This window comes from Methylocaldum sp. MU1018, assembly GCF_053646775.1.
Map to the genome: position 1 here is coordinate 2749700 of NZ_CM132195.1, position 25211 is coordinate 2774910.

The 25211-nt window shown below is 60.3% G+C and carries 26 protein-coding genes and 2 tRNA genes; 8 read left to right on the top strand and 20 right to left on the bottom strand.

The window, feature by feature from the left end:
- Positions 1-40 precede the first annotated feature (40 nt).
- On the bottom strand, positions 41-2671 hold the full coding sequence (locus ACWJKU_RS12625) for a transglycosylase SLT domain-containing protein (protein WP_454142656.1): 2631 nt from the start codon (positions 2669-2671) through the stop codon (positions 41-43).
- A gap of 196 nt (positions 2672-2867) precedes the next feature.
- Here ACWJKU_RS12625 and ACWJKU_RS12630 point away from each other — a divergent pair, with 196 nt between their 5' ends.
- From ACWJKU_RS12630 to ACWJKU_RS12645, 4 genes are read left to right on the top strand one after another with little or no spacing between them, the layout of a single operon-like run.
- On the top strand, positions 2868-3185 hold the full coding sequence (locus ACWJKU_RS12630) for a hypothetical protein (protein WP_454142657.1): 318 nt from the start codon (positions 2868-2870) through the stop codon (positions 3183-3185).
- Complete coding sequence (locus tag ACWJKU_RS12635; protein ID WP_454142658.1) at positions 3182-3607, top strand: hypothetical protein; 426 nt, start codon at positions 3182-3184, stop codon at positions 3605-3607. The genes ACWJKU_RS12630 and ACWJKU_RS12635 overlap by 4 nt, the downstream gene beginning before the upstream one ends.
- 21 nt (positions 3608-3628) lie before the next feature.
- On the top strand, positions 3629-4168 hold the full coding sequence (locus tag ACWJKU_RS12640; RefSeq protein WP_454142659.1) for a hypothetical protein: 540 nt from the start codon (positions 3629-3631) through the stop codon (positions 4166-4168).
- Positions 4168-4614, top strand: coding sequence for a DUF5681 domain-containing protein (locus tag ACWJKU_RS12645; protein ID WP_454148133.1), 447 nt, complete (start codon positions 4168-4170; stop codon positions 4612-4614). The genes ACWJKU_RS12640 and ACWJKU_RS12645 overlap by 1 nt, the downstream gene beginning before the upstream one ends.
- 680 nt (positions 4615-5294) lie before the next feature.
- On the opposite strand, the gene ACWJKU_RS12650 is transcribed toward ACWJKU_RS12645, so the two are convergent.
- The 4 genes from ACWJKU_RS12650 to gltX form a co-directional block, all read right to left on the bottom strand.
- Positions 5295-5549: a hypothetical protein gene (locus tag ACWJKU_RS12650; protein ID WP_454142660.1), complete on the bottom strand. Its 255-nt coding sequence runs from the start codon at positions 5547-5549 to the stop codon at positions 5295-5297.
- 325 nt (positions 5550-5874) lie between these two features.
- Positions 5875-5950 (bottom strand) — tRNA-Glu (locus tag ACWJKU_RS12655).
- A gap of 24 nt (positions 5951-5974) precedes the next feature.
- Positions 5975-6050: transfer RNA gene (locus tag ACWJKU_RS12660), tRNA-Ala, on the bottom strand.
- A 44-nt stretch (positions 6051-6094) separates the two neighbouring features.
- Positions 6095-7498 carry a glutamate--tRNA ligase gene (gene gltX, locus ACWJKU_RS12665; protein ID WP_454142661.1) on the bottom strand — a complete coding sequence of 468 codons (1404 nt, stop codon included), beginning with the start codon at positions 7496-7498 and terminating at the stop codon, positions 6095-6097.
- Positions 7499-7710: 212 nt separating this feature from the next.
- On the opposite strand from gltX, the gene ACWJKU_RS12670 reads away from it, so the two are divergent.
- Genes ACWJKU_RS12670 through ACWJKU_RS12680 form a run of 3 tightly spaced genes read left to right on the top strand, consistent with a single transcriptional unit; the run spans position 7711 to position 10213 of the window.
- Positions 7711-8577 (top strand): HDOD domain-containing protein, encoded by an 867-nt coding sequence (locus tag ACWJKU_RS12670; RefSeq protein ID WP_454142662.1) that lies wholly within the window; start codon positions 7711-7713, stop codon positions 8575-8577.
- 5 nt (positions 8578-8582) lie between these two features.
- Positions 8583-9923 carry a flagellar hook-length control protein FliK gene (gene fliK / locus ACWJKU_RS12675; protein ID WP_454142663.1) on the top strand — a complete coding sequence of 447 codons (1341 nt, stop codon included), beginning with the start codon at positions 8583-8585 and terminating at the stop codon, positions 9921-9923.
- Positions 9920-10213: an EscU/YscU/HrcU family type III secretion system export apparatus switch protein gene (locus ACWJKU_RS12680; RefSeq protein WP_454142664.1), complete on the top strand. Its 294-nt coding sequence runs from the start codon at positions 9920-9922 to the stop codon at positions 10211-10213. Before fliK ends, ACWJKU_RS12680 begins: the two co-directional genes overlap by 4 nt.
- Positions 10214-10235: 22 nt before the next feature.
- Here the strand turns inward: ACWJKU_RS12680 and queC are convergent, their stop codons facing one another.
- The 15 genes from queC to ACWJKU_RS12755 all read right to left on the bottom strand — a co-directional run bounded on the left by queC (position 10236) and on the right by ACWJKU_RS12755 (position 23963).
- Complete coding sequence (gene queC / locus ACWJKU_RS12685) at positions 10236-10907, bottom strand: 7-cyano-7-deazaguanine synthase QueC (protein ID WP_454142665.1); 672 nt, start codon at positions 10905-10907, stop codon at positions 10236-10238.
- 289 nt (positions 10908-11196) lie between these two features.
- On the bottom strand, positions 11197-11838 hold the full coding sequence (gene queE, locus ACWJKU_RS12690) for a 7-carboxy-7-deazaguanine synthase QueE (protein ID WP_454142666.1): 642 nt from the start codon (positions 11836-11838) through the stop codon (positions 11197-11199).
- Between the two features lie 218 nt (positions 11839-12056).
- On the bottom strand, positions 12057-12878 hold the full coding sequence (ybgF, locus tag ACWJKU_RS12695) for a tol-pal system protein YbgF (RefSeq protein WP_454142667.1): 822 nt from the start codon (positions 12876-12878) through the stop codon (positions 12057-12059).
- A gap of 5 nt (positions 12879-12883) precedes the next feature.
- Entirely contained in the window at positions 12884-13462 is a 579-nt protein-coding gene (gene pal, locus ACWJKU_RS12700) for a peptidoglycan-associated lipoprotein Pal (RefSeq protein ID WP_454142668.1), read from the bottom strand.
- A gap of 87 nt (positions 13463-13549) precedes the next feature.
- The gene (gene tolB, locus ACWJKU_RS12705) at positions 13550-14839 is read right to left on the bottom strand and encodes a Tol-Pal system beta propeller repeat protein TolB (protein ID WP_454142669.1); all 1290 of its coding nucleotides are present in this window, start codon (positions 14837-14839) and stop codon (positions 13550-13552) included.
- Between the two features lie 18 nt (positions 14840-14857).
- Positions 14858-16579, bottom strand: coding sequence for a cell envelope integrity protein TolA (gene tolA / locus ACWJKU_RS12710; RefSeq protein WP_454142670.1), 1722 nt, complete (start codon positions 16577-16579; stop codon positions 14858-14860).
- The gene (tolR, locus tag ACWJKU_RS12715) at positions 16576-17022 is read right to left on the bottom strand and encodes a protein TolR (protein WP_454142671.1); all 447 of its coding nucleotides are present in this window, start codon (positions 17020-17022) and stop codon (positions 16576-16578) included. The genes tolA and tolR overlap by 4 nt, the downstream gene beginning before the upstream one ends.
- Positions 17019-17696, bottom strand: coding sequence for a protein TolQ (gene tolQ, locus ACWJKU_RS12720; RefSeq protein WP_454142672.1), 678 nt, complete (start codon positions 17694-17696; stop codon positions 17019-17021). Before tolQ ends, tolR begins: the two co-directional genes overlap by 4 nt.
- Complete coding sequence (ybgC, locus tag ACWJKU_RS12725) at positions 17686-18114, bottom strand: tol-pal system-associated acyl-CoA thioesterase (protein ID WP_454142673.1); 429 nt, start codon at positions 18112-18114, stop codon at positions 17686-17688. Before ybgC ends, tolQ begins: the two co-directional genes overlap by 11 nt.
- Entirely contained in the window at positions 18115-19143 is a 1029-nt protein-coding gene (gene ruvB / locus ACWJKU_RS12730) for a Holliday junction branch migration DNA helicase RuvB (protein ID WP_454142674.1), read from the bottom strand. It abuts the gene before it with no gap.
- Between the two features lie 34 nt (positions 19144-19177).
- Positions 19178-19738 (bottom strand): Uma2 family endonuclease, encoded by a 561-nt coding sequence (locus tag ACWJKU_RS12735; RefSeq protein ID WP_454142675.1) that lies wholly within the window; start codon positions 19736-19738, stop codon positions 19178-19180.
- A gap of 38 nt (positions 19739-19776) precedes the next feature.
- Positions 19777-20373, bottom strand: coding sequence for a Holliday junction branch migration protein RuvA (gene ruvA / locus ACWJKU_RS12740; protein ID WP_454142676.1), 597 nt, complete (start codon positions 20371-20373; stop codon positions 19777-19779).
- Positions 20370-20876, bottom strand: a complete 507-nt coding sequence (gene ruvC / locus ACWJKU_RS12745; RefSeq protein ID WP_454142677.1) for a crossover junction endodeoxyribonuclease RuvC — start codon at positions 20874-20876, stop codon at positions 20370-20372. The genes ruvA and ruvC overlap by 4 nt, the downstream gene beginning before the upstream one ends.
- 9 nt (positions 20877-20885) lie before the next feature.
- A complete protein-coding gene (locus ACWJKU_RS12750; RefSeq protein WP_454142678.1) occupies positions 20886-21632 on the bottom strand; it encodes a YebC/PmpR family DNA-binding transcriptional regulator in 747 nt (248 codons plus the stop codon).
- 99 nt (positions 21633-21731) lie between these two features.
- Entirely contained in the window at positions 21732-23963 is a 2232-nt protein-coding gene (locus ACWJKU_RS12755; RefSeq protein WP_454142679.1) for a heavy metal translocating P-type ATPase, read from the bottom strand.
- Between the two features lie 197 nt (positions 23964-24160).
- On the opposite strand from ACWJKU_RS12755, the gene ACWJKU_RS12760 reads away from it, so the two are divergent.
- Positions 24161-25210, top strand: a complete 1050-nt coding sequence (locus ACWJKU_RS12760) for an agmatine deiminase family protein (RefSeq protein WP_454142680.1) — start codon at positions 24161-24163, stop codon at positions 25208-25210.
- Position 25211 lies beyond the last annotated feature (1 nt).

Consider the following 25211-nt stretch of genomic DNA (forward strand, 5'->3'; position numbering starts at 1 on the left):
GCAGGGGCGCCCGAGAGCGCCCTTCTTCGTTGTACCTTTGCTAGGCGAGTCCTGTATGCGGCAACTCATACCGATGATTAACCGATACGGGATCGGCGATTTCCCGGCCTTGGGAGTCCCGTAGCGTGAATTCTCCGCGGATCGTGTGCATCGAGATTTTGTCGGCGCCAGTTTTCGCCGTGTGTCCGGGGGGCAGCGGGTCATCGATTTGACTCGAACGATAGAGGTTGTAAACGTCCCGCCCGTAGCGTTCAGCGGCCGGTCCCGAACCGTTGTAGGCTTTTAGACCGTCCAGAACCCCGTGCTTCTTGATCTTGTCGGCAATAAACTTCGTGCCGGCATCGATGTTTTGCTCGACATCAAATGGATCTGTTACGCCTCGTTCTGCATCGTAGCGCGAATTCAATTGCATCAAGCCGCGGTCAACGGTTCCGTTCGAATTCCGACCGATAGCGCGGGGATTTAACCGACTCTCATGTACCGCAACCGCCTTGGCAATGCGCCAATCAACTCCGTATTTTGCGCCAGCCTTCTTGAATAGGTTGTCGTACCGGGACGGCGAGTTTAGGAGCGCGGTTTCCTCGGCGTTTTTGATAATCGCCCGATCCGCGGCATCGGCGTCTTCCAATTCCTTCAAGCGCTTGCGCTGTTCCTCATAGGTACCCTGCATGATGCCGTGTTTGGCCAGCGTGCTCGTGATCGGCAGTTTTATGGCCCGTAGATTGTGCATTTCAAGCGCACGGCCATCAATGCGCGCCTGGGCATCGGCCACACCCGTACCGTGTTCGGCCTGCCATTTGGCGAACTTTTCAGGAGTCATGCCGGCCGCCGCGAGCACGGCTTCTTTGATTGCCGTGGTTGTTCCGACCAGCTTACCGGACATTTCGGTAATCGCGTTTTGAATGCCCGCGATAGCGTCGCGGGTCTGCTGGCCTTGATCTCGAATCACGTCATCCTTGGAGACCTTGAGCAGCGCATCGCGCAGTCCTTCGGTCGTCGTGGCACCGCTCAACAGGGCGTTGTCTTCATCGCTCAGCTTCCCCGATTTCAGAATGCGCTCACGTTCATTGCGAAGCGCCGCGTCGTCCGCATCGAGCAGCTTGGCCGAGTTGAGGATTTGGGCGACGCTCATGTTTCCTGCCGAGAGGCCGCGATCAGCGAGCTTTTTCGATAGTCCGCCAATACCGCCATGCTTGGCCGTTTCGAGCATGAATGTCCGATACTCGGAAACGCCGATACCGAACAGATTTGCGCCGGCATCCGCCCGCAATCCAGTATCCCCTATTTGCCTGGCGAGCGCCTGATTCACCAGATCGAAAAATGGGGTGTTGGCTGTGCCGTTCGCCCGTGCCCGTGCGAGCTGCGCGGCCAGTTGCTTTTGTTTGGCTGGATCGCTGGTTCGGAATAAAAGCGATTCGGGGCCGAGCGCCGATTCAAACGTGCCCATGATGCCCTGTTCACGGATGTATTTAAGATCGACCCCCGAGAAATCGCGGCCAACGGCGTTTTGGATCACACCGAGCAGGAAGGCATCGCCGGCCATGCCCCCGGAACCGCCACGGAACGCGGCATCGGCCCGACCGATGAGCGACGAGGCGCCCGAGACATCGCCGTGGAATGGCGAATCCTTGCCGGATAGCATCGATAGCAGTGACATGTACCCGCCTACGTTCGGATCGCTGAACGCGGATCGAGCGGCTATCGCCGTGAAATTCGTGACCGCCGACAAAACCTCATCGGCTTTCCCGAACCCCGTTCGTGAAAGGACATCGGCCAGGATGCCGGCGAATTTTCTTTGACTGGTCTCGTCTTCGCCCATGCCGCGGAATCTGATTTGATTACCAAATACCGATGCACCCGTGCCCGGATCTAATCCGAGTTCGCGCGCCAATGAGACCGCGTTTCGCGTGGTGGCCGCAAGCGCCCCGGTATCGCTGATTCCGCCGATATGCGCAATGGATGTTTCGGCATGAAGGAACTCGGCTGTGGTCGCGCCGATACCGATCGATGCCGACCGCGCTGATTCCGCCAGGACTCGAAACTCACTGACCAGAGCGCCCGTAGCGCCCCTGAGATCGCTGGTGCTGTATGCCTCCTGAATGGCGCTGTCCATGCCGCCACTGACCGCCTGAGCGCCCCGGACGGCTCCGTAAATGGCTGCCGTTGCGCCGGCTGCTTTGAGTCCGGCACCCCATCCGCCAGCACTGACACCGGCATTGATCGCACTGGCTGCGCCGGGGCTGAAGGCGCCGACAACGCCGGTACTGGCCTGCCTGAACAAATCCGATAGTTGCCGCTGTTGGTTGACTACCCGACCGATGGCGCTTTCAAGTTGCCTTGCCTCTTCAACTGCCCGTCGATAGGCCGGGTTTGCCTGTCCGGTCGAACTCAGGGCTTCGGCCAGTTTTTCCGCTTGTTCGCGTGCACGGGTCAGTTCCGCAGCCGCGTCTGCGGTATCGACCGTGATTTTATGGGTTTTGCCGATGCTTGATTCGAGCTTATTGGCTAATTCCCAAATCCTATTTAACTGGTCGCGCGCCTTATCAACATCGAGATTCACGCGATTATTGCCGAGTGACCGATTAATGCGCTCGGCTTCTTTCGTGATTTCCTGCAAGTCGCTTTTAAGCTGGCTTATATCCGCCCGAACTGGAATTTTGATTCCGCTCATCTATGTATCTCCGAAGTAGTTACGAATAACCCACGATCACAATTATCCAGTCACGCCGTGTCAACCCGCACGAACCTGTTTGGATCAGGGATAGATCAGGTTTCAAAACAATAAATTTCTTGTTGAATGTTGACATTTTTTTCGGTGGTGAGGGTGTAATTTGGGTGTGAGCATTAATTAATTTGGAGTTTTACCGATGAGTCATTTTGATGCATTAATCGAGGATATCCGTTTCGAGAAGCGTATGCGTGACTATTATCAGTCAGGCTCACGGGATGTTATCCCGACCCGAACAAAACCGAGCTTTGCGAAGAGTATGGCGGCGATGGGGTCGCAATTGGCCGACCTTCAACGCCGGCAAAAAGCGCTTGTGTTGCGCCAACATGCGGACATGAAGCGGCGCACCGCGGGTTTCATGGCCAAGGCGTTTGCCGAGTATGAGGCCGGCCGGATTACCGGGCTGCAACTCGCGGTGCTCGAAAATAGATTCGGGAAATTGGGGGTACGGCGATGAGTACGGGACTGGAGATCAAGGTTAATAAGGCCGGGCAACTGACTATTAACGGCCAGTCGTATGCGTCGGCACGTAAAGCACTTCTCGATCGGATTGCAAGCGATAAATGGAATGTCGAGGTATCGCGAAAGGAACTGAACCGGCTTAACGAGGACATTGCTAAATCTGTATTGGCTGGCGATGAATTGGCGTCCGACCTGCGCCGAGCGCAATATAAACGGCAGGATATTCTAGCCAGCGATCAGGCCGATTTAGCCGAAGCCATTGCCATGCTGGACGAGATTACGGCGGCGAAGATCGCGCACGAAACCGAGAAACTGGTTAGTGCGGCAAAAGCGGACTTGGATCGCGTATTAACCAAGTATGATGAGATTATTGCCGAGAAAACCATGCAGCTCCATCAATCACGAATTACCCGTTAATCCCCGAGAGAGAAACCCACTATGAATAATCAGAATCAATTATCCGACGCATTTGCTCAGGCCGTTGTCCGTGCGCAGCTCAAGGTCGAAGAACTGGCCGAAAAGCACGCCGAAGCGATTGAAAAACTCGAAACCATTCGTGATCGGATCGCCCGCATTGAATCAGAGCGATCGGAACTCATTTCAAAACGGAATTCGGGTGACGATAGCGATGCAACGGCCGGGCGGGTTTACATGTTAGGTCTGGATCTGGACGCACTGCGCCCGCTATTGGTCGAGGCGAGCAATGAGGAATCGGCGGTCAATGCCGATTTAGCGGGTTCACGTGGTCAACTTGCGGCTGCACAACAAGCGTGGGACCGGCATCAGCGGGAAACGCTGCTGGCGTCTTTGAAAGAGCGCGCCGTGCAGGTTGAACAATTGCTGTTTGCTATTTTGGGCGACATGACCGCCGTGGGCGCACAGCTCGGCAAACCGTCACTGACCAGCGTGTACACGGTTTCAAACGATTTGAGGAATTTGGCCTCGTTCGGCGCACTGCCGGGTCGCGGGTGGCGCTGATGCCAAGGGGCGGCAAAACCAGATTCCAGCCTGGTCAAAGCGGCAATCCTAGGGGGCGCCCACCCGGGCGTCCCGATCGGCGCAACTTGTTTCATTGGATCGACGAGACCGACCGGGAGGCAGTTTTTGCGAAATGCCTTGAGCTGGCCAAGGACGGCGATCCGGCTTGCATGAGGCTGGTCATTGAAAGAATCGCACCCATTAGAAAATCGCAGTTAGCGCCGATCGAACTGCCGGACGGCTACGAATCCATGACGCCACTCGGACAGATTGAGGCCATCGATAAACAGGTTGCGGACGGCGCGATCAGTCCGGATGTTGGGGCGATTTTGGTCGGAATGATTAAGGACAGGCTGGCCGTGATCGAGCACGGGGACATGCTGAAACGGCTCGAGGCGATGGAGGCGCTTCTTGGCGCAATCGATGAGGCTGCCCGCAATGGATAGCGCGGTTCTATCGGCACCCGGCATTGCCTACACCGAAGTACACGGACTCCGCATGTTTCGATGCACGGCGCACGGGGCGACGCTCACGGATCGAGCGTGTCTGGAAAACTACCGGGCGGCCAAATCCGCGCTCAGGGTGGCGTATCGGCCGCACCTGCAACATTGCCAGGGCTGTCCCATTGGAGCCTGCCATGCGGGTGAGAAGCCGAAGGATCGGCCGATTGCAGCACGTGCGGACCGTGTGTGTCCACGATGCCGGCGCAAATCCGCGCGGTATGTGCCAAGTGCCGCACTGTGTGTTTCATGCTGGAATCGCGCGAAAGAGGTCGAAAAAGGCAAGAACCGGCACGGGAATCCGCCGATTCGATTACTTGAGAATAAGCCGGTCCCGCACTCGGTCATTTTCGTGCACGAAGGTCGGAGGGTGCAGTACAGCCGGCTGGCCGTGGATCAGACCGAAATGCTGTTGGCTGCCGTATTTCGGGCGCGATCACCTGAAACACTGAGGTTCACGTTCGGCAGACCGGATCTTGAACCCGACAATGAGCCGGCACCAGACTGGCAACGGAATTCGAGGCGGGAGCGCCGTGAACTGGATCGTGAGCGCGGCGACATCAAAAAACAGGCGCGGGCATCAATGCGAGTCGGGGCTAACAGGCATGTATGAACTGACGAATCACCTATGCCGGCATTGCCGTGGCCGTATTCTCCGATCCGGCGATGGTTTCGTCTGTGCTGAATGCGGCGCATCGGTCGAGGGCGATGACCATGAAATGCTGTGCTGTTGCGGTTTGACCATCGATGGCGATCGGGATGCCCGATTCCGTTGCGTGATCGTGCCCGTCGAGCAGCGCACACCACAGACACCGTATGAGATTGGGGTGGTGCGGGTTTGAGGAAAAAGTGCGCAAAACGGTGCGCAGGTTAGTGCGCATTGCGGGGTGCGCAAGGGAAGGCGCCGAGGTGAGTGCGGGGTGCGCGGATGCCGATTCTGGTCTAAGCTCGAAGTTGCCGCGCTGTTGTCTTACGATGCGCTTGCGCCTGATCCTACGGCAGCGCGATAACCCGGCTCGCACCCCGCGGCCGGGTTTTTTGTTGGGTGATAGGCACAAAAAAAGCCCGGAACTGAACGGGCCTTTTTTATGAAATCTGTGCGGTTCCTGCGCTGTCTTTTAGGGACCTGTCCGACCGGATTTTCCCTAAATTCTCCCTAAGTTCCGAATTTTCCCTAAGTATTACCGATTAAGCCATTGATTTAATTGGCGTCCCCAAGGGGATTCGAACCCCTGTTACCGCCGTGAAAGGGCGGTGTCCTAGGCCTCTAGACGATGGGGACAAGGAACTTGCTGCGGTCGGTGAATGGTGGAGCCAGCGAGGATCGAACTCGCGACCTCAACAATGCCATTGTTGCGCTCTCCCAGCTGAGCTATGGCCCCAACCGACCGAGAACGCGAATATTAAAGAAAGACTCCGCGTTTGTCTAGTTTTTTTTGTCGATATACGCGATGGCCTGGCCGACTCTTGAGAGAGTCGCGTCTTTTCCCAGCAATTCCAAGGTAAGATCGATGGGAGGCGATACCGTCGTTCCCGTCACGGCCACCCGAAGCGGCTGGGCGACGCTGCCCATTTTCACTCCGAGCGTTTCCGCGGTCTCTGCGACGACTTGATGAATCGCTTCGCGATTCCAGACGTCCAGCGCCCGCAGCCTTGTTTCCAGGGTCCGTAGAATCGCCAGGCCGTCAGCCGTCAAATGTTTGCCGGCGGCCTTTTCGTCGTATGCGTCGAACTCTTTGTAAAGGAACGCGCTCGCCTTTGCCATGTCGACCAGGGTCTTGCAGCGCTCGCGCTGGGCTTCGACCACCCGGACGGGATCGGGTCCTTGAGTGGGGTCGATATCCAGTTGTCCCAGGTGCCAGCGCAGGTGATGCGCGACATGCAGGGGATCGCTGTGCATGATGTAGTGATGATTCAGCCACAACAGTTTTTCGGAATTGAACGCCGAGGCCGAATGATTGATGTCGTTGACATCGAACAATTCGATCATTTCGTCCACCGAAAAGATCTCCTGATCGCCGTGGGACCAGCCGAGGCGTACCAGATAGTTGATGAGCGCCTCGGGCAGATAGCCGTCGTCGCGGTATTGCATGACGCTGACCGCTCCGTGGCGTTTCGACAGCTTGGCTCCGTCGGGCCCTAAGATCATCGGCACGTGCGCGTATTTCGGCAGCGGCGCGCCCAGTGCCTTTAGAATGTTGATCTGGCGCGGCGTGTTGTTGAGATGGTCGTCACCGCGGATGACGTGGGTAATCCGCATGTCGAGGTCGTCGACCACCACGGTAAAGTTGTAGGTGGGCGTGCCGTCCGAGCGGAGAATGATGAGGTCGTCCAGCTCGCTGTTTTTCACGACGACCCGGCCGCGCACGAAATCTTCGATGACGACTTCGCCGTCATCGGGATTGCGGAATCGCAATACCGGCTGCACGCCTTCGCGCGGTTCGGCGCGATGGCGGCAACGTCCGTCGTACCGAGGCTTTTCCTTGCGCGCCATTTGCTCCGCGCGCAGGTCGTCCAGTTCTTCCTTCGTGCAGTAGCAATGATAGGCTTTGCCCTCGTTCAGCAACTGCTGGGCAATGGCCTTGTAACGCTCGAAGCGATGGGTCTGATAAAACGGCCCTTCGTCGTATTCCAGTCCGAGCCAGGTCATGCCCTCGAGAATCGCGTTGACCGCCTCGGCCGTGGAGCGCTGCAAGTCCGTATCCTCGATGCGCAGGATGAAGGTGCCGCCGTGCTTGCGCGCGTAAAGCCACGAAAAAAGCGCCGTTCTCGCGCCGCCAACGTGCAAATAACCCGTAGGACTCGGAGCAAATCGGGTACGTATGGTCATTCGAATAATCCTGAAATAGAGGCTAGAGCCGCCGGCTTTCGTGCCGACGCCCGGTGACCGCGGGATTGAGGAAAGACGACAATGATACCAAAATCCGGCTCGCTCCTTCGGCGCGAAGCGAACCCTGCTACCGAGGCGCTCGAACCGAGCTATTCTTACTGTTTTTTCAAATCAAGCGTCGGCGGCGATCCCATAAACGCGGTCCATTCGTAATGACTCTCGAGACGGCAGATACGCTTCAAAACCCTTTGCTACGGCTGTGCTATCAGGAAATGCGGGCGGAAACGCTCGTACTGCCGACTCTCCCGGACATTTCCCTAAAGATTCGCAAGGCGATCAACGACGACCGGGCGAATAATTCGAGGATCGCACGGGTCGTGCAAATCGATCCGGCGATTACCGCGCGGCTGATCCATATCGCCAACAGTCCGCTTTATCACGGCCGCAAGAAAATCGAGAGCTGTCCCGAAGCGTTGACGCGACTCGGGCTCAAGGCGGCACAGCATCTGATCACGACCTTTTCCCTGAAGGCCGTGTTCGTCGCCAAATTGCCCCAGATTCGAAAACGGATGCACGATCTTTGGGCGCACAGCAGCTACGTGGCCGCGATTTGCGCCGTGCTCGCCCATAAAACGCGGGGGTTCGACCCCGATCGGGCGATGCTGGCCGCGCTGGTTCACGATATCGGTTGCGTTCCCGTGCTGACATTCGCCGATCGGCATCCGGAACTGATCGCCGATCCCCGCCATCTCGATCAGGCGTTACAAACCCTTCGCGCGCCCGTCGGCGTGATGATTTTGCGGAAATGGAACTTTCCGGCGGATTTCGAAGATGTGAGCGTCCATGCGGAAGATTGGTTTCGCGACCACCCCGGAGCGCCGGATTACACGGATCTGGTCATCCTGTCCCAAATCCACAGCTTCGTCGGCACGCTTCAGATTCATAAATATCCCTGCATGGATGAGCTTCCGGCCTACCGAAAACTCATGCCGGGACAGCCGGCCACGGATATCAGCAAAGATGTGCTCGGTCTGGCCAAGGAGGAAATTTTGCAGATCCGGCAAATGCTTGCGCATTGACGCTGATGGACATTCGGCCGCCCGTCCTTATCCAGGCGTCCCCTCTGCTTCAGGCCGGGGCGCCATCGTTAAAACTCGGCGATGTTCTCAAAGCCGTCGTTCAGGCGCGGCTTGAAGATCATCTGTTTCTTCTCCGGCTCGACTCGGGCGGACGCACCCTTACGGCGCGCAGCAACGCCAATCTTCAACCGGGCCAGATCATCGAACTCGAGGTGATCAAACCGGGAATGCCTTCCGAGCTTCGCATCCTGCCGCGCGATTCCGGCTCCCCGGCTCCGGAACCGCCGGTCCGGCAGGCTTTGCGTCTATTCCTGCCGAAACAGGAACCGCTGGCCGATGTCGTCGAGGAAGTCCGGCTCCTCGCCGCGCAGGCCAAACAAACCGCCGCCCTGCCTGCCCCGGCAACGCAGGCTTTAGACCGCCTGCTGGCTTCGATCCCCGGCAAATCCGAATTGACGAAGGCCGAGGGCGTAGAAAACGCCGTAAGAAATTCGGGCGTGTTTCTCGAGGCGAAACTCGCCGGGCAGGCCGATTTCTCGCCCGGCTTCGCCGATTCGGATTTCAAAGCCCAACTATTGCGCGTTCTCGATACGTTGAAAACGCTTGGAGCGGGTCCGAAAGCCACGCCCGATCCGAGCGGCCGGCCGACGGATGCCGAGCTCCAGACGGCACTCACCGGCGCACGCGAACGGACGGAAGCCGCCGGTTCGTCCGAAGCTGGGACATGGACGGACGAGCTGCAGCACGAAAAGAATCCTCCGTCATTACGGCCGTACTCGCCGCCTACGGCATCGCACGAACGGGCGCTCGAAACCTCGGCCGCGCGCCGAATGGACTCCGCGCCACCGGACGAATTCGACGCTCTCGCGCCGGGCCGGGAATCAGGAGCCGAACGCATCGCTCAAAAAGTCGAGGCCGCGCTGGCGAAGGTGATCACGGATCAACTGGCATCCCTGCCCGCGAACGACGGCGGCGCATCGCTTTGGCGGCTGGAAATTCCTTTTACCGACGGGCCGCATGGCGACACAGTCAAGCTGCTGATCGCCGAGGATGCGAAATCCGGGGATCCGGAAACCGCCAATCCGTGGTCGATCAACGTGGAACTGCATCCGCCGGGACTGGGGACCTTCTCTGCGCGCCTTATTTTAAAAGGCGGCCGCATCGATGCTTATTTGTGGAGCGATACGGCCGCGACGTCCGACCTGATTCGCGCGCAATGCGAACATCTGAGAGCCCGATTGCAGGGCGCGGGATTGACCGTGGGCCAATTAACCGCCCTGGACCGGCCGCCACCGTCGCCGTTCTCCGCTCCCGTCTCTCCGCCGCTCCTGGACCTCCGCGCATGAGCCGGCTCATCAACCCCCCCGATATCGCCGTCGCCCTGAATTACGACGGCGAGAACACTCCCCGGGTGACCGCCAAGGGCAAAGGCGCCGTAGCGGAGCGGATCATCGATCTGGCGCGGCGGCACGACATTCCGCTGCATACGGATGCGGGTTTGGCGAACGTGCTGGCCCAGGTTCCGCTGGGCGACGAAATCCCGCGGGAACTCTATCTGGCCGTGGCCGAGGTGATCGCCTTTGCCTATTCGCTCAGCGGCAAGACGCCCGGCAAACAGCATCCATCGAAGGAATAAGGGAAACCGGCGCCCTGCCCGTCTAAAACGTGTAGCGCGTCGGGTCCGCGACGCCGGCTTCGGCGAAGCCGATTTTCCGGAAGCGGCACGAATCGCAAGACCCGCAGGCTCTTCCTTGCTCGTCCGCGGCATAGCAGGACACGGTCAGCGCATAATCGACGCCCAAACCCATCCCGATGCGGATGATTTCGGCCTTTTTCAGCGCGATCAGCGGGGCATGCACCTTGAACCGCACCCCCTCTACCCCGGCCTTGGTCGCCAAATTGGCCAGACGCTCGAAAGCCTCGATATATTCCGGCCGGCAATCCGGGTAACCGGAATAGTCGACGGCGTTCACGCCAAGAAATATGTCCGCGCTGCCCAGCACTTCCGCCCAGCCGAGGGCGAATGCGAGAAAAACCGTGTTCCGCGCGGGCACATAAGTGACCGGAATGCCTTCTTGCGGGCTGTCCGGCACGGCGATGCGGCTGTCGGTAAGCGCCGAGCCGCCGAACTCGCCGAGGCCGATCCGGATGACCTTGTGTTCGATCGCGCCGCAGCTCTGCGCTATGCGGCGGGCGGCGTCGAGCTCCGCGCCATGCCGCTGTCCGTAATCGAAACTGAGGGCGTGACAGGCGTATCCTTGCGACTTCGCGACCGCCAGGGTCGTCGCCGAATCGAGTCCGCCGGAAAGCAAAACAACCGCTTTTTTCATGATCCTAGAAACGGCCGTTGGACGCACCCTGGGGTATGGCGGGCGGGCCGGATGGCAAGCCTGTCCTGAGCCCTGCCGAAGGGCCTGTCCTGAGCTTGGTCGAAGGGGCGCGACGACGCCGTGGGGTAGTCTCCCGCAAGGAGGAGAAGCACGCCGCCAGGCGGCCCGCCCGCCGTGTCATCGGGTGCGTAGCGGCGTTTCCTAAACGGTGACGCGAATCAAAGAAAAGGCAGTCCGGGTTCATATGACTTTTATGGTGCATCTAAGCGGTCAACGGCCGTTTCTAGGATCAATGTCCGGGCATGTCGCCCCAGAGAATCTTGTGTAACTGCACTTGAAAGCGAACCTTCAAACGGTCGCGCAGGACCTTCTCGGCAAGTTCCGCAGGATTTTGCGTGCCTATGGCAGGCGAAAAAAGCACTTCGCAGCGCTCGGGCAAACCGTGCTCTTCCATCTTGGCCTTGGCCCATTGGTAATCGGCATCGTTCATGATCACGAACTTGAGCTGATCTTTTCGATCGAGAAAGTCCAGGTTCCTGTAGCGATTCTTCGATTCCTCGCCGGACGAGGGCGTCTTGAGATCCAGAACCTTGACGACTTTCGGGTTGACTTCCGACACATCCAGCGCACCGCTGGTCTCCAGCGAAACCTCGTAGCCCTTATCGACCAGAGTATCCAGCAAGGCGAGACAACCGCGCTGCGCCAAGGGCTCTCCGCCCGTGACGGTCACGTATCGGGGGCGATACGACCCGATTTCCTCCACGATTTCGTCTATCGACATTTTATGGCCGCCGCCGAATGCATAAGCCGTGTCGCAATACACGCAACGCAACGGACAGCCCGTCAGGCGGACGAACACCGTCGGCAGCCCCACGGTGCGGGACTCCCCTTGCAGGGAGTAGAAGATTTCGGTTATTCGAAGTCGATTCACGAATCAGGCGCTGCCAAAAATCAGAGGTCGTGAAAAAAACCGTCGCGAGCGGTCCGAGTCCGTCCCTGACAGATCGGCAGGAGGGCCGATTTGCACGGCAGCGCCGTCCGAAGGGTGCTGCACAGGGAATGTGCGGCATGAAAGCGCAGCCGTACAAGTAGTACGGTGAGCATCGCAGGGGCGGAATCGGGTCGCGCAGCAGGTTTTTTCATAAGCGCTCAGCGCTTCGCTTCTTGCCGTAGCTTATCCAGCCGTTTCTCCGCCATTTTTGCGGCGCTGGAGTCGGGATAGCGCTTGACCACTTCGGTCAGCAATTCTTTCGCGTTCGCTTTTTGCCCCGTGTCATACTCGATGAAACCGAGCTTCAGCAAGGCGTCCGGCACTTTGCTGCTCTGCGGAAAGTCCTTGATGACTTTCCGGAACGTATCGCGCGATGCGTTGAAGTCGCGGCTGACATAGTACGCTTCCGCAAGCCAGTAATGCGCATTGTCGGCGTATTCGCCGGTCGGATAGGCCGCGACGAAGCTTTTGAATTCCTTGATCGCTTCCGGGTATTTTCCTTCTTTCAAAATACCGAACGCTTTCTGATAGGCCGCCTGGCGATTGCCGGAATCGGCCGCCGGCGCGGGCGTTTGCGGCGCCGGTCCTGCGGGAACCGTTAGACCGGCATCGGACGGAGCGGCCGCCGGCGCCGCGGCGCCGGCGGACAACTGCTGCATCCGTTGATCCAGATCCGTATACATGTCCCGCTGCTGCTGTTGGGCCACTTCGAGCTTATGGGAAAGTTCTTCCATTTCCCCGCGGAGCTTGAGCACTTCGCCCTGCAACTGCTCCATCCGATTGAACATCTCCATCAGAGTGTTCCCCGAGAGACGCTTCTCCAGTTGGGAGACGCGCTCCTCGAGGGTAGGCACCCCGTAGCCGGTTTGATTTTGATCGTATCGTCGATCGTATATCTGGTCGTATTGCTGGGCGCAAGCAGCCGCCCCATACAGCGATCCCAGGAACAGCGATGCGAAAACCGGCTTTTTAAAATGCATATCGATCAGTGCCCCGAATAGAAAATTTCCACCCGACGATTCTGCTGCCAGGCCGATTCATCGTGGCCCGAGACGGCCGGCTTTTCCTCGCCGAAACTGACCACTTGCATCTGGCCGTCGGTGGCGCCCTGGAATTGCATCATCTTGGCCACCGCCTTGGCCCGCTGCTCGCCCAGTGCGATGTTGTATTCGGGAGAGCCGCGCTCGTCGGCGTGCCCTTCCAGAATGACGTTGCGCTCCGGATGGGACGCCAGATAATTGGCGTGAGCGCTGACGACCTGCTGGTATTCCGGCAGCACTTCGTAGCTATCGTACATGAAATAGATGACCCGCTTGGACAAGGGACTGGACGGATCGTCCAGCATCGGGTCGCCCGTACCCCCGGCGCCCGCGCCGTAACCGGAGCCGCCGCCGTACGCTCCGCCATCCGCACCTTCGCCGTACTTGCTGATCTGCGGGCCGCCCGCGCCGCCGTCCATGCCGCCGTCGGCAACACCTTCGCCTTGCGCGCCGCCCTTGGAGCTACAGCCGCTCAGGGCAAAAGAGACCATAAAAACGACCAATGCGGTCTTGAGAAGTTTCATGTGTTTCCCCACTAACAAAAATGAATCGAATCCACGGGTTATTATCAGCTTGCGGCTTCGCGCCAACCCCGCTGCCGCCTCGGTTTTCTACGGAGACCACGCCGGCTCGCGCACCTGTCCGCTGTCGATGCGAAGGCTCTGCTGAACCTTGCCGTCTATGGAAACGGCGGCCAGTTGCCCTACCCCGCCCATTTTGGAGGCATAGAGGATCATGCTGCCGTTGGGCGCGAAGCCCGGCGATTCGTCCAGACGCCCCTTGGTCAGCACGCGCAGCGCTCTGGTCTGCAAGTCCATCACGGCGATCCGGTAGTCGCCGCCGTTGCCGTGGACCATCGCAATGCTGCGCCCGTCGGGCGAGAACACGCCGCGCGCGTTATAGTCGCCTTCGTAGGTCAAGCGCTGCGCCGGTCCGCCGGAGGACGGCACGATATAGAGCTGCGGCTTTCCGCCGCGATCCGACGTGAACACGATGCTTCTGCCGTCCCGCGACCAGTTCGGCTCGGTATCGATGCCGATATGATCGGTTATCCGGCGCAGCGAGCGAGAGGCCAGATTCATCACGTAAACATCCGGATTGCCGTCCTTGGACAAGGTCAGCGCTAGTTGGGAACCGTCCGGCGACCAGGCCGGCGCGCCATTGATGCCGGGAGCGTCGGACACTTTCTGACGCTCGCCGGTCGCGAGGGTCTGGATGAAAATGGCCGAAGTCTTGTTCTCGAACGATACGTAAGCGACCCGCTTGCCGTCCGGCGACCAGGCCGGGGACATGAGAGGTTCGGCCGAACTGATGATGGTTTGCGGGTTATACCCGTCGGTATCGGCGATCTGGAGGCGATACTGCCGGTCGCGGGGACCGCTGCCGGTCATCGTGACGTACGCCACGCGGGTCGCGAAAGCGCCGGGCTCGCCGGTCAACTGCTGGTAAACGATGTCGGCGATGCGATGCGCGGTGCGGCGCGTCTCCGGCGCATTGAACGGAATTCTGGCGCTGGTCAGCAGCGTGCCCTTGATCGCGTCGTACAGGAAAAACTCGGCTTCATACTGGCTACCGGCCCCCGCCTGTACCCGTCCGATGACCAGATGATCCTGTCCCAAAGCCTGCCAGGTGCGGAATCTGACCTGCTCGGGCGCCGTCGGCGTTTCCAGCATCTCGTTTTCCGCCAAAGGCTTGAAGCGGCCGCTGCGCGCCAAATCGGCCGCAACGATGCTCCCGATATTGTCGCCCGACAACATCGGCTGGCCGAAAGGCACCACGGCAATCGGCATGGCGCCTTCGACGCCTTGGGTAATCTGCACGTTTAATTCGGAACGCGCCCAACCGCTGAAGAAAATGAGCAAAGCGCTCAAAAAGATCGAGCTGCGAAATCGTTTATTCATCAAACACCTGGACAAGAATCATTCGGGCTTGAATGTGAATGTAAATGAGCGGAGCTGTTCCGCCACCTTCGGATCGGGAGGCCAGGGCAAGGGCGACGCTTTGCGGACCGCCGCCTCGGCGGATCGATCGAAAGCCGGGTCGCCGCTGCTGCTGACCACCTGAGCATCCGCCACTTCGCCGCCCGGCAACAGGCGGACCTGAATTTTACAGGACAGCCCGCTCTTCGCGGAAGGCGGACGGAGCCAAGACCGGGTGACTTTCGGCTTGATGTACATATTCGCCCAATCGCTTGCTGCTTTCTTGGCCTGCTGCTCCATCGCGGCGCGGTTTTCTTCCTCGAGTTGCTCGCGCAACGCCAATTCGCGCTCGGCCTGCTGGCGGCGGGCCTCTTCCGCGGCCTTCCGTTTCGCCTCGGCTTCCGCTTTCCGGCGAGCTTCTTCCTCGGCCTTGAGCTTGGCCTCCAGCTCGGCCTTTCGGCGCGCTTCCGCTTCGGTCTTCCGCTTGGCTTCGAGCTCCGCTTTGCGCTTCGCCTCCTCTTCGGCCCGGCGTTTGGCTTCGAGCTCGGCCTGACGCTTCGCCTCGGCTTCGGCTTTGCGCTTCGCCTCCGCCTCGGCCTTCTGCCTGGCTTCCAGTTCAGCCTTCCGTTTTGCCTCGGCTTCGGCTTTTTGCCTGGCTTCCAGCTCAGCCTTCCGTTTTGCCTCGGCTTCGGCTTTTTGCCTGGCTTCCAGCTCAGCCTTCCGTTTTGCCTCGGCTTCGGCTTTTTGCCTGGCTTCCAGCTCAGCCTTCCGTTTTGCCTCGGCTTCGGCTTTTTGCCTGGCTTCCAGCTCAGCCTTCCGCTTCGCTTCGGCTTCCGCCTGGCGGCGTTCTTCTTCCTGGCGTTTTTTCGTCTCGGCCTCGGCTTTGCGCTTGGCCTCCAATTCGGCCTGACGCTTCGCTTCGAGTTCGACCGCGCGGCGCTGTTCCTCTTCGCGCTTCTTCGTTTCGGCTTCGAGTTTCCGGCGTGCTTCTTGCTCCGCCTGACGCTTCGCTTCAGCTTCCGCTCTTTCTTTCGCTTCTTCAGCCTTGCGCCGGGCTTCCGCTTCGGCCTTCTGCTTGGCTTGAAGCTCCGCTTGCCGTTTCGCTTCGGCCTCGGCTTTCTGCTTCGCTTCCAGCTCGGCCTTCCGCTTCGCCTCGGCTTCCGCTTGACGTTTGGCCTGGGCTTCGGCCTCGGCTTTTTTGCGCGCGTCTTCTTCCGCCTGGCGCTTGGCTTCGGCTTCCGCCTGACGACGTTCTTCTTCCTGGCGTTTTTTCGCCTCGGCCTCGGCCTTGCGCAAGGCCTGCTCTTCCGCCTTACGCTTGGCTTTCAGTTCGGCTTGCCTGGATTCGTCGGCTTTGCGCTTCTGATCGGCGAGGCGCTTGACTTCCTCCTGGCGCTTTCTTTCTTCGGCCGCAGCTTTCTGAGCCTCCAGTTCGGCTTGAGCACGCTTTTCCCGCTCAAGTTTCTCCTGCTGAGCGGCGGCAGCCTGGCGTTGCTGCTCCAACTTTTCCTGCCGCGCCTGCTCTTGACGTTGTGTGGTCCGCTGAACGCGCTCGACCTGAATTTCGTCGACCGCCGTCGCCTGAATGATTTCCGGTTGCGGCGGTTGCTCGACCGGCGTGACCGAATCGAACCGGACCGCAAAAAGCAGGATCAGGACGGCATGCAGCGCCAGCGACAGCCCGACCGGACCGCGATAGCGTTTGAAATCGGAATGGCTCATTCGTCTTCGGCCGGCCCCGTCATCAGCCCGACGCTCGGGACGCCGGCGTTTTTGAGCGAGGCCATGACCATCACGACTTTGCCGTAATCCACCGCCTTATCGCCCCGGATCAAGACCGCGAGCCCCGGCTTTTTCTGGAGGGCTTCCGTGACTTTGGCGGTAAGCTCGTCGGACCCCACTTCGACATCCTCCTGGTTGCCGGCATCCACGAACAGCCGGCCTTCGGCATCGATCGATACGATGATGGGCAGATCCTGTTGCGGATCGACGGTTTTCGCCTCGGCCTGGGGCAGTTCCACGTCGACCCCGGTTTGGAGCAGCGGCGCCGTGACCATGAATATGATCAGCAGCACCAAGGAAACGTCGATATACGGAACGACGTTGATTTCGGCCATGGGCCTGCGGCGGCGGCCGCGCCCGCTCCCCCCGGATGATACGTTCATTTTGCGTGCGCCTGGCGATGCAGTAAGCTCAAGAATTCGTCAGTAAAAGCCTCGTAGCGACTGGCCAGCCGCCCTATTTCGGTCGAATAGCGGTTGTAGGCCATGACCGCCGGAATCGCGGCGAACAAGCCCATGGCGGTCGCCACCAGCGCTTCGGAAATGCCGGGCGCCACCATGGCCAGAGTCGCCTGCTTGACGCTGCCGAGCGAGCGGAACGAGTTCATGATGCCCCACACGGTGCCGAACAGTCCGACGTAGGGACTCGTCGAGCCGACTGTCGCGAGGAACGGCAAGCGCTCGTCCAGGCTTTCCAGTTCGCGGTTCAGGGCTACGCGCATCACGCGCTGGGCGCCTTCCATGACGGCATCGGCGCCGATGTTCGGCTGTTGCCGGAGCCGCGCGAATTCTTTGAATCCCGCCATAAAAATATTTTCGAGTCCCTCGGTCGCGTGATCTTCCTTGGCCAGTTGCCGGTAAAGGTCGGCCAGGTCTATTCCCGACCAGAAACGTTCCTCGAACTCCTCCGAGGTTTCCTCGGCTCGCTTGATTTCCTTGTATTTCGAGAAAATGAAGGTCCATGAGACGATCGATGCCAAAACCAGAATCAGCATCACGATCTGGACCACCGGGCTCGCTTCGCCGATTAGCTTGAATATGGAGAGTTCAGAGGTCATTTTTTAGCCGTTGCAATAAAAATTCAGGAATGGCCGTGGGCCGGAAAGTTTCGGCGATGAGGCAAACGACGCGAGCCCGCGCCTCGCACACGAGTTGGTCGTCTTCTTGCCGCATCGCCAGTTGTTTGAAGGTCAGGCTCGCCGATTTCAACTGCTCCACTTCGGCGGATACCCAGAGCGTCTCGTTGAACCGCGCCGCCTTCACATAGTCGATCTGCATCGAGCGGACGGCGAACAAGATGCCGTAGCGGGTCCTAAGGGCGTCCTGTTCGAAACCCAACGACCGAAGAAACTCGGTCCTGGCGCGCTCGAAAAATCGGAGATAACTGGCGTGATAAACCACGCCGCCGGCATCGGTGTCTTCGTAATACACGCGGACGGGCCAGCGGAACCCGCTTTGTTCGGAAATATCCCCCAACTAAAAAAGCTCCTCGTTCACATTGGCCGCTTTCGGCGGCTCCAGTCCGAAATGAAGATAGGCCGTGCGCGTCGCGACCCGGCCTCGCGGCGTGCGCATGATGAAACCTTGCTGGATCAGATAAGGTTCCAGGACGTCCTCGATCGTGCCGCGCTCTTCGCTGATCGCGGCGGCGATGTTGTCGAGCCCCACCGGGCCGCCCTCGAATTTATCGATCATCGTGCGGAGCAGCTTGCGGTCGAGCGGGTCGAAACCGTTGCGGTCGACGTTCAGCATTTCCAGCGCCTTGCCGGCGATTTCGGCGGTGACCCGGCCGTCCGCCATGACTTCGGCAAAATCGCGGACCCGCCGCAACAGCCGGTTGGCGATGCGCGGCGTTCCGCGCGACCGGCAGGCGATTTCACGAGCGCCTTCGGGACTCATTTCGACGCCGAGAATTTTAGCCGAGCGACTGACGATCAGGGTCAATTCCTCGGGCGTGTAAAACTCGAGACGATGGACGATGCCGAATCGATCCCGCAACGGCGACGTCAGAAGGCCGGCCCGGGTGGTCGCGCCCACCAGGGTAAACGGCGGGATATCCAGCTTGATCGAACGCGCCGCCGGGCCTTCGCCGATCATGATGTCGATCTGGTAATCCTCCATCGCCGGGTAGAGGACCTCCTCCACCATCGGACTCAGGCGATGGATTTCGTCGATGAAAAGAACGTCGCGCGGCTCCAGATTGGTGAGCAAGGCCGCCAAATCGCCCGCCTTTTCCAGAACCGGCCCCGAAGTCTGGCGTATGCCGACGCCCATTTCGTTGGCGATGATGTTGGCCAGGGTGGTCTTGCCGAGTCCCGGCGGGCCGAAAATCAGAACGTGATCCAAAGCCTCGCGCCGAGCCTGGGCGGCCCGGATGAAGATCGCCATCTGCTCGCGCATGGCCGCCTGGCCGATATAGTCGTCCAGGCGGCGCGGGCGGATGGCGCGGTCGACCGCGTCTTCGTCCGGGGAGCCGGCGGGATTGATGAGACGGTGGGTGGGCATGATTTAAGATGCTATACAGTCTTTTGAGTGGCGATTACTCCGCCCACAGCTCCCCCAGCGCCCATTCGACGGCTTCGAAGGGCGGGACGGAAACCCGGCTGTCGCCGGCATGGGTCTGCGCCAGCAACCAGCGCCCCTGCTGATTTTCGTAGGCTTCGAGAATCCGCGTGTCCGGGTCGACCAGCCAGGCATGCGCCACGCCCAGGGAGCCGTAGAGCGGCAGCTTTTCGACGCGGTCGTCGCGGGCCGTAGACGGCGACAGGACTTCGCAAACCCAGTCCGGTACGCATTCGAACCAGGCAACATCCGGCAGGCGCGGCATTCGCTCTCGCCGCCATCCGGCCAGGTCCGGCACCAGGACGTGCCCACCGAGATGAAGCTCCGGCTCGTCCAGGATCCACCAGCCGCCGGGGCCGCCATCACCCAGATCGAAAGGACCGCCGATCCGAACCCCGAGATTCGACGATGCCCGCGCATGGCGCGGCGCCGGACGGGGATGGGTGATCAGGCGCCCGTAAACGATTTCTCCCACCAGATTGGGCGGAAGGGCGAGAATGTCTTCGTAGGTCGCGGGCTTGATCGCTGGATTGGCCATGACGCTTGGATTCTATCGTATCAAAGTTCGGCCGGTTGTCACTTCGCCGACGACTGCAAGGCCGACCGGATGATCTCTTCGCTGCTCTTGCCGTCGACCGGAACTTTCCGCACCAGGCTGTTGGCGTCCTGTGGCTTGAACCCCAGGGCGATCAATGCGCTGACCGCATCGTCCGCCGGACTCGCCGTCGGCATCGGCAAGGCTCCGGCTCCGGGCAGATGGACCGTGGGCAGTTCGGGCAGGCGATCGCGCAATTCGATGATCAAGCGTTCCGCGGTTTTCTTGCCGACTCCGGGCAGGCGCACCAGCCGGGCGGCGTCCTGCACTTCCACGCAGCGGCGGAATTCCTCGGCGCTCAGGCCGGACAGTATGGCCAGGGCCAGTTTCGCGCCGACGCCGCTGACCCGGATCAGACTGCGGAACAAGGCGCGTTCCGCTTCGGACACGAAGCCGAACAGGCTGTGGGCATCCTCGCGTATCGCCAGATGGGTGTACAACGTCACCTCTTCGCCGATCTCCGGCAGCTTGTAAAAGGTGGACATCGGCGCGTCGAGCTCGTATCCCACTCCGCGCACATCCAGCAAAAGCGAGGGCGGTTTCTTGGCGACCACCAATCCGCGCAGAAATCCGATCATCGCGCCACCACTCCGGCCAGTTGCAGACGCCGCAAGGTCTGCCGGTGGTGAATATGGCACAAGGCCACGCCCAGCGCGTCGCTGGCGTCCAGTTGCAGCGGATCGGAAAATTTGAGAAGGAAACGCACCATGTGCTGAACTTGCAGCTTGTCCGCGCTGCCTTTGCCGACCAGAGCCTGCTTCACCTGCCGCGCGGCATATTCATGCACCGGCAAACCTGCCGCGAGACCGCCGCAGATGGCCGCGCCCCGGGCCTGTCCCAGCTTCAAGGCCGAATCGGCATTCTTGTGCATGAATACTTGCTCGATGGCCAGTTCGTCGGGCCGAAATTCAAGCGCGATTTTATAGACCCCGTCGTATATTTGCTTGAGGCGCTCGGGAAAACGATCCGTTTCCGTACGGATACACCCGCAGGCAATCAAGACGGGAGCTTTGCCGCTATCGCGAATGATGCCGTAGCCGGTGCGCCGCGAGCCGGGGTCCAACCCTAAAACGACCGTCACGCCGCCTCTTTAAGCGATTTGGGCGAGGATGTCCTCGCTGATATCGGCGTTGGAATACACATTTTGCACGTCGTCCAAATCTTCCAGCCGCTCCAGAAGACGGATCATCTTTTCCGCATCGTCCTTATCCAAAGATACGCTGGTGCTGGCGCGCATGGTTACCTCAGCGCTCTCCGGCGCGAGTCCGGCCTGCACCAGCGTGTCCCGCACGGCTTCGAATTGCTCCGGGCCGACCAGCACATCGACCGAGCCGTCGCCGTTGCTGACGACATCATCCGCGCCGGCTTCGAGCGCCGCTTCCATCAAGCGGTCTTCATCGACACCCGCGGGATAACTGATGATCCCGGCCTTGGAAAACAGATAGGCCACGGAGCCGTCGGTGCCCAGATTACCGCCCGCCTTGGTGAAGGCATGGCGCACCTCGGAAACCGTGCGGTTGCGATTGTCGGTCAGGCAATCCACCATCACCGCAATGCCGCCGGGGCCGTAGCCCTCGTAGCGCACTTCCTCATAATGGTCGCCATCCGCAGCGCCGGTACCTTTCTTGATGGCTCGTTCGATGGTGTCCTTGGACATATTGGCGGAGAGGGCCTTGTCCATCGCCGCCCTCAAGCGCGGGTTATTCGCGTGATCGCCGCCCCCGCTCCGGGCCGATACGGTGATCTCCCGAATCAGCTTGGTGAACAGCTTGCCCCGCTTGGCGTCCTGAGCGCCCTTGCGATGCTGGATATTGGCCCACTTGCTATGACCTGCCATTGAGTGATTTACCTCCCTTCAGCTAAAACCGTGCCGAAAAACCCAGGAATTTTATCATTTTTGCTACAGAACGGTTTGCCCGCGATGCGGCTCGGCCCGTCAAAAATACCGCAAGCGGTTGGCATTGCTCACCACGGTGACCGAGGACATGGCCATGGCGGCGCCGGCGATCATGGGGTTGAGCAGGATTCCGAACACGGGATAAAGAAATCCGGCGGCAATCGGAATCGCCAGCGTGTTATAGATAAAGGCTCCGAAAAGATTCTGCTTGATGTTGCGCACCGTGGCCCGCGACAGCTCCATCGCCTCGGCCACTTTCAGAAGCGATCCGCCCATGATCACCACGTCGCCGCTTTCGATGGCGATATCGGTGCCGGTGCCGATCGCCAGACCCACGTTGGCCTGGGCCAGAGCCGGCGCGTCGTTGATGCCGTCGCCCACCATGCCGACGACTTCTCCGGCATCTTGCAAGGCTTTCACGACAGCGGCCTTATCCTGGGGAAGCACCTGCGCGCGCACCTCGTCGATGCCGGATTCCGCGGCAATCGCCTTGGCCGTGACCTCGTTGTCGCCCGTCACCATGAGCACTCTTACCCCCAAGGAGCGCAATTTGGCAACGGCCTGCCTGGAATCCGGCTTGATCGGGTCGGCCACCGAAAGTAGTCCGACCACAGCTCCGTCGACCGCCAGCAGGACCGGGGTTTGTCCCTGACCGGCCAGTTCGGTCAGGCGCTCGGCAAACGGTCCGCAATCGACGCCTTGCTCGGCCATGAGAAGCACATTGCCCAGCAACACGGCGCGGTTTTCGATGAGCCCCGAAACGCCGTGCCCCGCGACCGCCGCGAATCCGGTAACCGGCAAGAACGTGCCGTCCTTCTCGGCGGCCGCCGCCAGAATCGCCACGGCCAAGGGGTGCTCGGAGCCGGTTTCGAGACTCGCCGCCCATTGCAATACCCGGTCCTCGGTCCAGTTCTGCCCGGCCTCGACTTTGACCAGCCGCGGCTTGCCTTCCGTTACCGTTCCGGTTTTGTCGAGCACCACGCAAGTCAATTTCCCCGCCGTTTGAAGCGCGTCGCCGTTGCGGATGAGGATGCCTTTCTGCGCTGCCTTCCCGACCGCCACCATGATGGATATCGGCGTGGCCAGCCCCAGGGCGCAGGGGCAGGCGATCACCAGCACCGTCATGGCGGTGACGAAGGCGTAACCGAGGGCCGGCGCCGGCCCGGCCGCCCACCAGACCAGAAAGGTCAGCAGCGCGATCGCCACCACCGCTGGCACGAACACGGACGCGACGCGGTCCACCAGCCGGGCGATTTCCGGCTTGCTCGCCTGCGCCCGTCGAACGCTGGCGATGATTTGCGCCAGCACGGTGTCGCGCCCGATCCGGGTAGCCTTGAACAGCAGCGTTCCCGACTGGTTGATCGTGCCGGCGACGATTTCGTCGCCCACGGCTTTCTCGACCGGCATGGGCTCGCCGGTGAGCATGGATTCGTCTACGCTGGAGCGCCCTTCGATAACCTCGCCGTCCACCGGAATCTTTTCGCCCGGCCTGACCCGCAGCGTTTCGTCCAGCCCCACATCGGCGATGGGAACATCGATCTCCTGGCCGTTCCTCAAGACGCGCGCCGTTCGCGGCTGAAGGCCGATCAATTGCCGGATGGCGGATGAGGTTTTGCCGCGGGCGCGCATTTCCAGGGCGCTGCCCAGATTGATGAACGCCAGAATGATCGTCGCCGCCTCGAAATAGGCATGCCGCGCCAGCATCGGCAGACTGTCGGAAAAGAAGATGGCCGTGGTCGAATAGAACCAGGCCGCGCCGGTGCCGAGGGCGATCAGGGTGTCCATATTGGCCTGGCGATGCTGCAAGCTCTTGATCGCCCCTCTGAAGAAATGGCCGCCCGAATAATAAAGGACCCACAACGTAACCATGGAAACGATCAGCCAGATGCCTCCGGCCGTCGGTTCCCCCAGCATGGGAAACCATCCCAGGTGCTCTACCAGCATCAAGGGCGCCCCGACCGCGCCGGCGACGGCGGCCTTGTTGAGCAGCGCGCGGTAATGAGCGGCTTCCAAGGACTCCTGCTCGGCCGGATCCTCCAGCCCCTCCATCACCGCGGCATCGTAACCCGCGTCCTGCACCGCCTTGCGCAAGACTGCCGGGTCCACGTTCCCGCGCACCAGGGCGGAGTGGTCGGCAAAATTGACATCGGCCGAAAGCACGTTGGGCACCCTGCGCAGCGCAGTTTCGACGGCCTCGACACACCCGGCGCAACGCATGCCGGAGACGGAAAGGCGGATCGTTTTCGATTCGGGATCGGGAGTCTGCGTCATGACGGTCTCTAGGTAGAAAGTGTTATGCGGATCAATATCCTTTCGAAGGATATTCCGTTGCCGGCATTATTATTATCGGCTGCCGGCCGGAGATACGGCCCATCGGCTCCGTTAACGTATACCAAACCGGGCGCCCCCGCTACTGCGGGTGTTTTACGGTACAATAGCCGGCTTTTTCCGGAACCGATATTCTGACCGTGACATCATCGCTTTTATCCGTTTTGACGCCCGAATGGGCAGAGCAATCGGCGGTTTTGATCGCCTGGCCTTATTCCCAGGGCGACTTCCGCCGGTGGCTGGATGCGGTCGAAGAAACCTACGACCTGATCGCACTCGAAATCGCTCGGCGCGAAACCGTGATCGTCATTTGCCGGGATGACGCCCATCAAAGCCATATCCATCGAAGACTGGCGGCCCGTGCCGCCGATCTCGACCGGGTGCGGTTCGCTCAAATGCCTTACGACGACGTGTGGGTGCGGGATACGGCCCCGCTTACGCTGACGGCCGGACGGGGCGCGCAACTCGTCGACTTCCGCTTCAATGGTTGGGGCGGCAAGTATCCGCACGCGGCCGACGCCCGCTTGGCCGAGCGGCTTTACGCGACCGGATTGCTCGGCGATACCCCCATGAACCGGGTCGACTTCGTATTGGAAGGCGGCAGCGTGGAGTCGGACGGCGAAGGCACGATCATGACGACCAGCCGCTGCCTGCTCAATCCCAACCGCAACCCGGAACTGACGCGCGAACAGATCGAGGATCGCCTGAAAACCAGCCTCGGCGCCCACCGTATCCTTTGGCTCGGCCACGGCCTCGCGGAAGGCGACGATACGGACGCGCACATCGATACCCTGGCCCGCTTCTGCTCGCCCGATACCATCGCCTATACCGCCTGCAACGATCCCGGCGATCCCTTGTATCCGGAATTCAAAGCGATGGAGGATCAGTTGCGAACCTTCGTCACATTTTCGGGTCAACCTTATCGCTTGATGCCTTTGACCATCCCGCAGGCGATTTACAGCGAGGACGGCGACCGGCTGCCGGCGACTTACGCCAATTTTCTGATCATCAACCAGGCCGTGCTGGTTCCGGTATACGACGATCCGGCGGATTCCGAGGCGTTGTCGCGTTTGGCGGATTGTTTTCCCGACCGCGAAATCGTCGGCATCCCCTGCATACCGCTCATCCGACAATATGGCAGCCTGCACTGCATGACCATGCAGTTTCCGAAAACAGTTCGAGTAACCTGAT

What these genes read in the sequence shown, in the direction of transcription:
- ACWJKU_RS12625 (WP_454142656.1), bottom strand. Translation starts at nt 2,671, where the DNA reads ATGAGCGGAATCAAAATTCCAGTTCGGGCGGATATAAGCCAGCTTAAA.
- ACWJKU_RS12630 (WP_454142657.1), top strand. Translation starts at nt 2,868, where the DNA reads ATGAGTCATTTTGATGCATTAATCGAGGATATCCGTTTCGAGAAGCGT.
- ACWJKU_RS12635 (WP_454142658.1), top strand. Translation starts at nt 3,182, where the DNA reads ATGAGTACGGGACTGGAGATCAAGGTTAATAAGGCCGGGCAACTGACT.
- ACWJKU_RS12640 (WP_454142659.1), top strand. Translation starts at nt 3,629, where the DNA reads ATGAATAATCAGAATCAATTATCCGACGCATTTGCTCAGGCCGTTGTC.
- ACWJKU_RS12645 (WP_454148133.1), top strand. Translation starts at nt 4,168, where the DNA reads ATGCCAAGGGGCGGCAAAACCAGATTCCAGCCTGGTCAAAGCGGCAAT.
- ACWJKU_RS12650 (WP_454142660.1), bottom strand. Translation starts at nt 5,549, where the DNA reads ATGCGCACTAACCTGCGCACCGTTTTGCGCACTTTTTCCTCAAACCCG.
- gltX (WP_454142661.1), bottom strand. Translation starts at nt 7,498, where the DNA reads ATGACCATACGTACCCGATTTGCTCCGAGTCCTACGGGTTATTTGCAC.
- ACWJKU_RS12670 (WP_454142662.1), top strand. Translation starts at nt 7,711, where the DNA reads ATGACTCTCGAGACGGCAGATACGCTTCAAAACCCTTTGCTACGGCTG.
- fliK (WP_454142663.1), top strand. Translation starts at nt 8,583, where the DNA reads ATGGACATTCGGCCGCCCGTCCTTATCCAGGCGTCCCCTCTGCTTCAG.
- ACWJKU_RS12680 (WP_454142664.1), top strand. Translation starts at nt 9,920, where the DNA reads ATGAGCCGGCTCATCAACCCCCCCGATATCGCCGTCGCCCTGAATTAC.
- queC (WP_454142665.1), bottom strand. Translation starts at nt 10,907, where the DNA reads ATGAAAAAAGCGGTTGTTTTGCTTTCCGGCGGACTCGATTCGGCGACG.
- ybgF (WP_454142667.1), bottom strand. Translation starts at nt 12,878, where the DNA reads ATGCATTTTAAAAAGCCGGTTTTCGCATCGCTGTTCCTGGGATCGCTG.
- pal (WP_454142668.1), bottom strand. Translation starts at nt 13,462, where the DNA reads ATGAAACTTCTCAAGACCGCATTGGTCGTTTTTATGGTCTCTTTTGCC.
- tolB (WP_454142669.1), bottom strand. Translation starts at nt 14,839, where the DNA reads ATGAATAAACGATTTCGCAGCTCGATCTTTTTGAGCGCTTTGCTCATT.
- tolA (WP_454142670.1), bottom strand. Translation starts at nt 16,579, where the DNA reads ATGAGCCATTCCGATTTCAAACGCTATCGCGGTCCGGTCGGGCTGTCG.
- tolR (WP_454142671.1), bottom strand. Translation starts at nt 17,022, where the DNA reads ATGAACGTATCATCCGGGGGGAGCGGGCGCGGCCGCCGCCGCAGGCCC.
- tolQ (WP_454142672.1), bottom strand. Translation starts at nt 17,696, where the DNA reads ATGACCTCTGAACTCTCCATATTCAAGCTAATCGGCGAAGCGAGCCCG.
- ruvB (WP_454142674.1), bottom strand. Translation starts at nt 19,143, where the DNA reads ATGCCCACCCACCGTCTCATCAATCCCGCCGGCTCCCCGGACGAAGAC.
- ACWJKU_RS12735 (WP_454142675.1), bottom strand. Translation starts at nt 19,738, where the DNA reads ATGGCCAATCCAGCGATCAAGCCCGCGACCTACGAAGACATTCTCGCC.
- ruvA (WP_454142676.1), bottom strand. Translation starts at nt 20,373, where the DNA reads ATGATCGGATTTCTGCGCGGATTGGTGGTCGCCAAGAAACCGCCCTCG.
- ACWJKU_RS12750 (WP_454142678.1), bottom strand. Translation starts at nt 21,632, where the DNA reads ATGGCAGGTCATAGCAAGTGGGCCAATATCCAGCATCGCAAGGGCGCT.
- ACWJKU_RS12755 (WP_454142679.1), bottom strand. Translation starts at nt 23,963, where the DNA reads ATGACGCAGACTCCCGATCCCGAATCGAAAACGATCCGCCTTTCCGTC.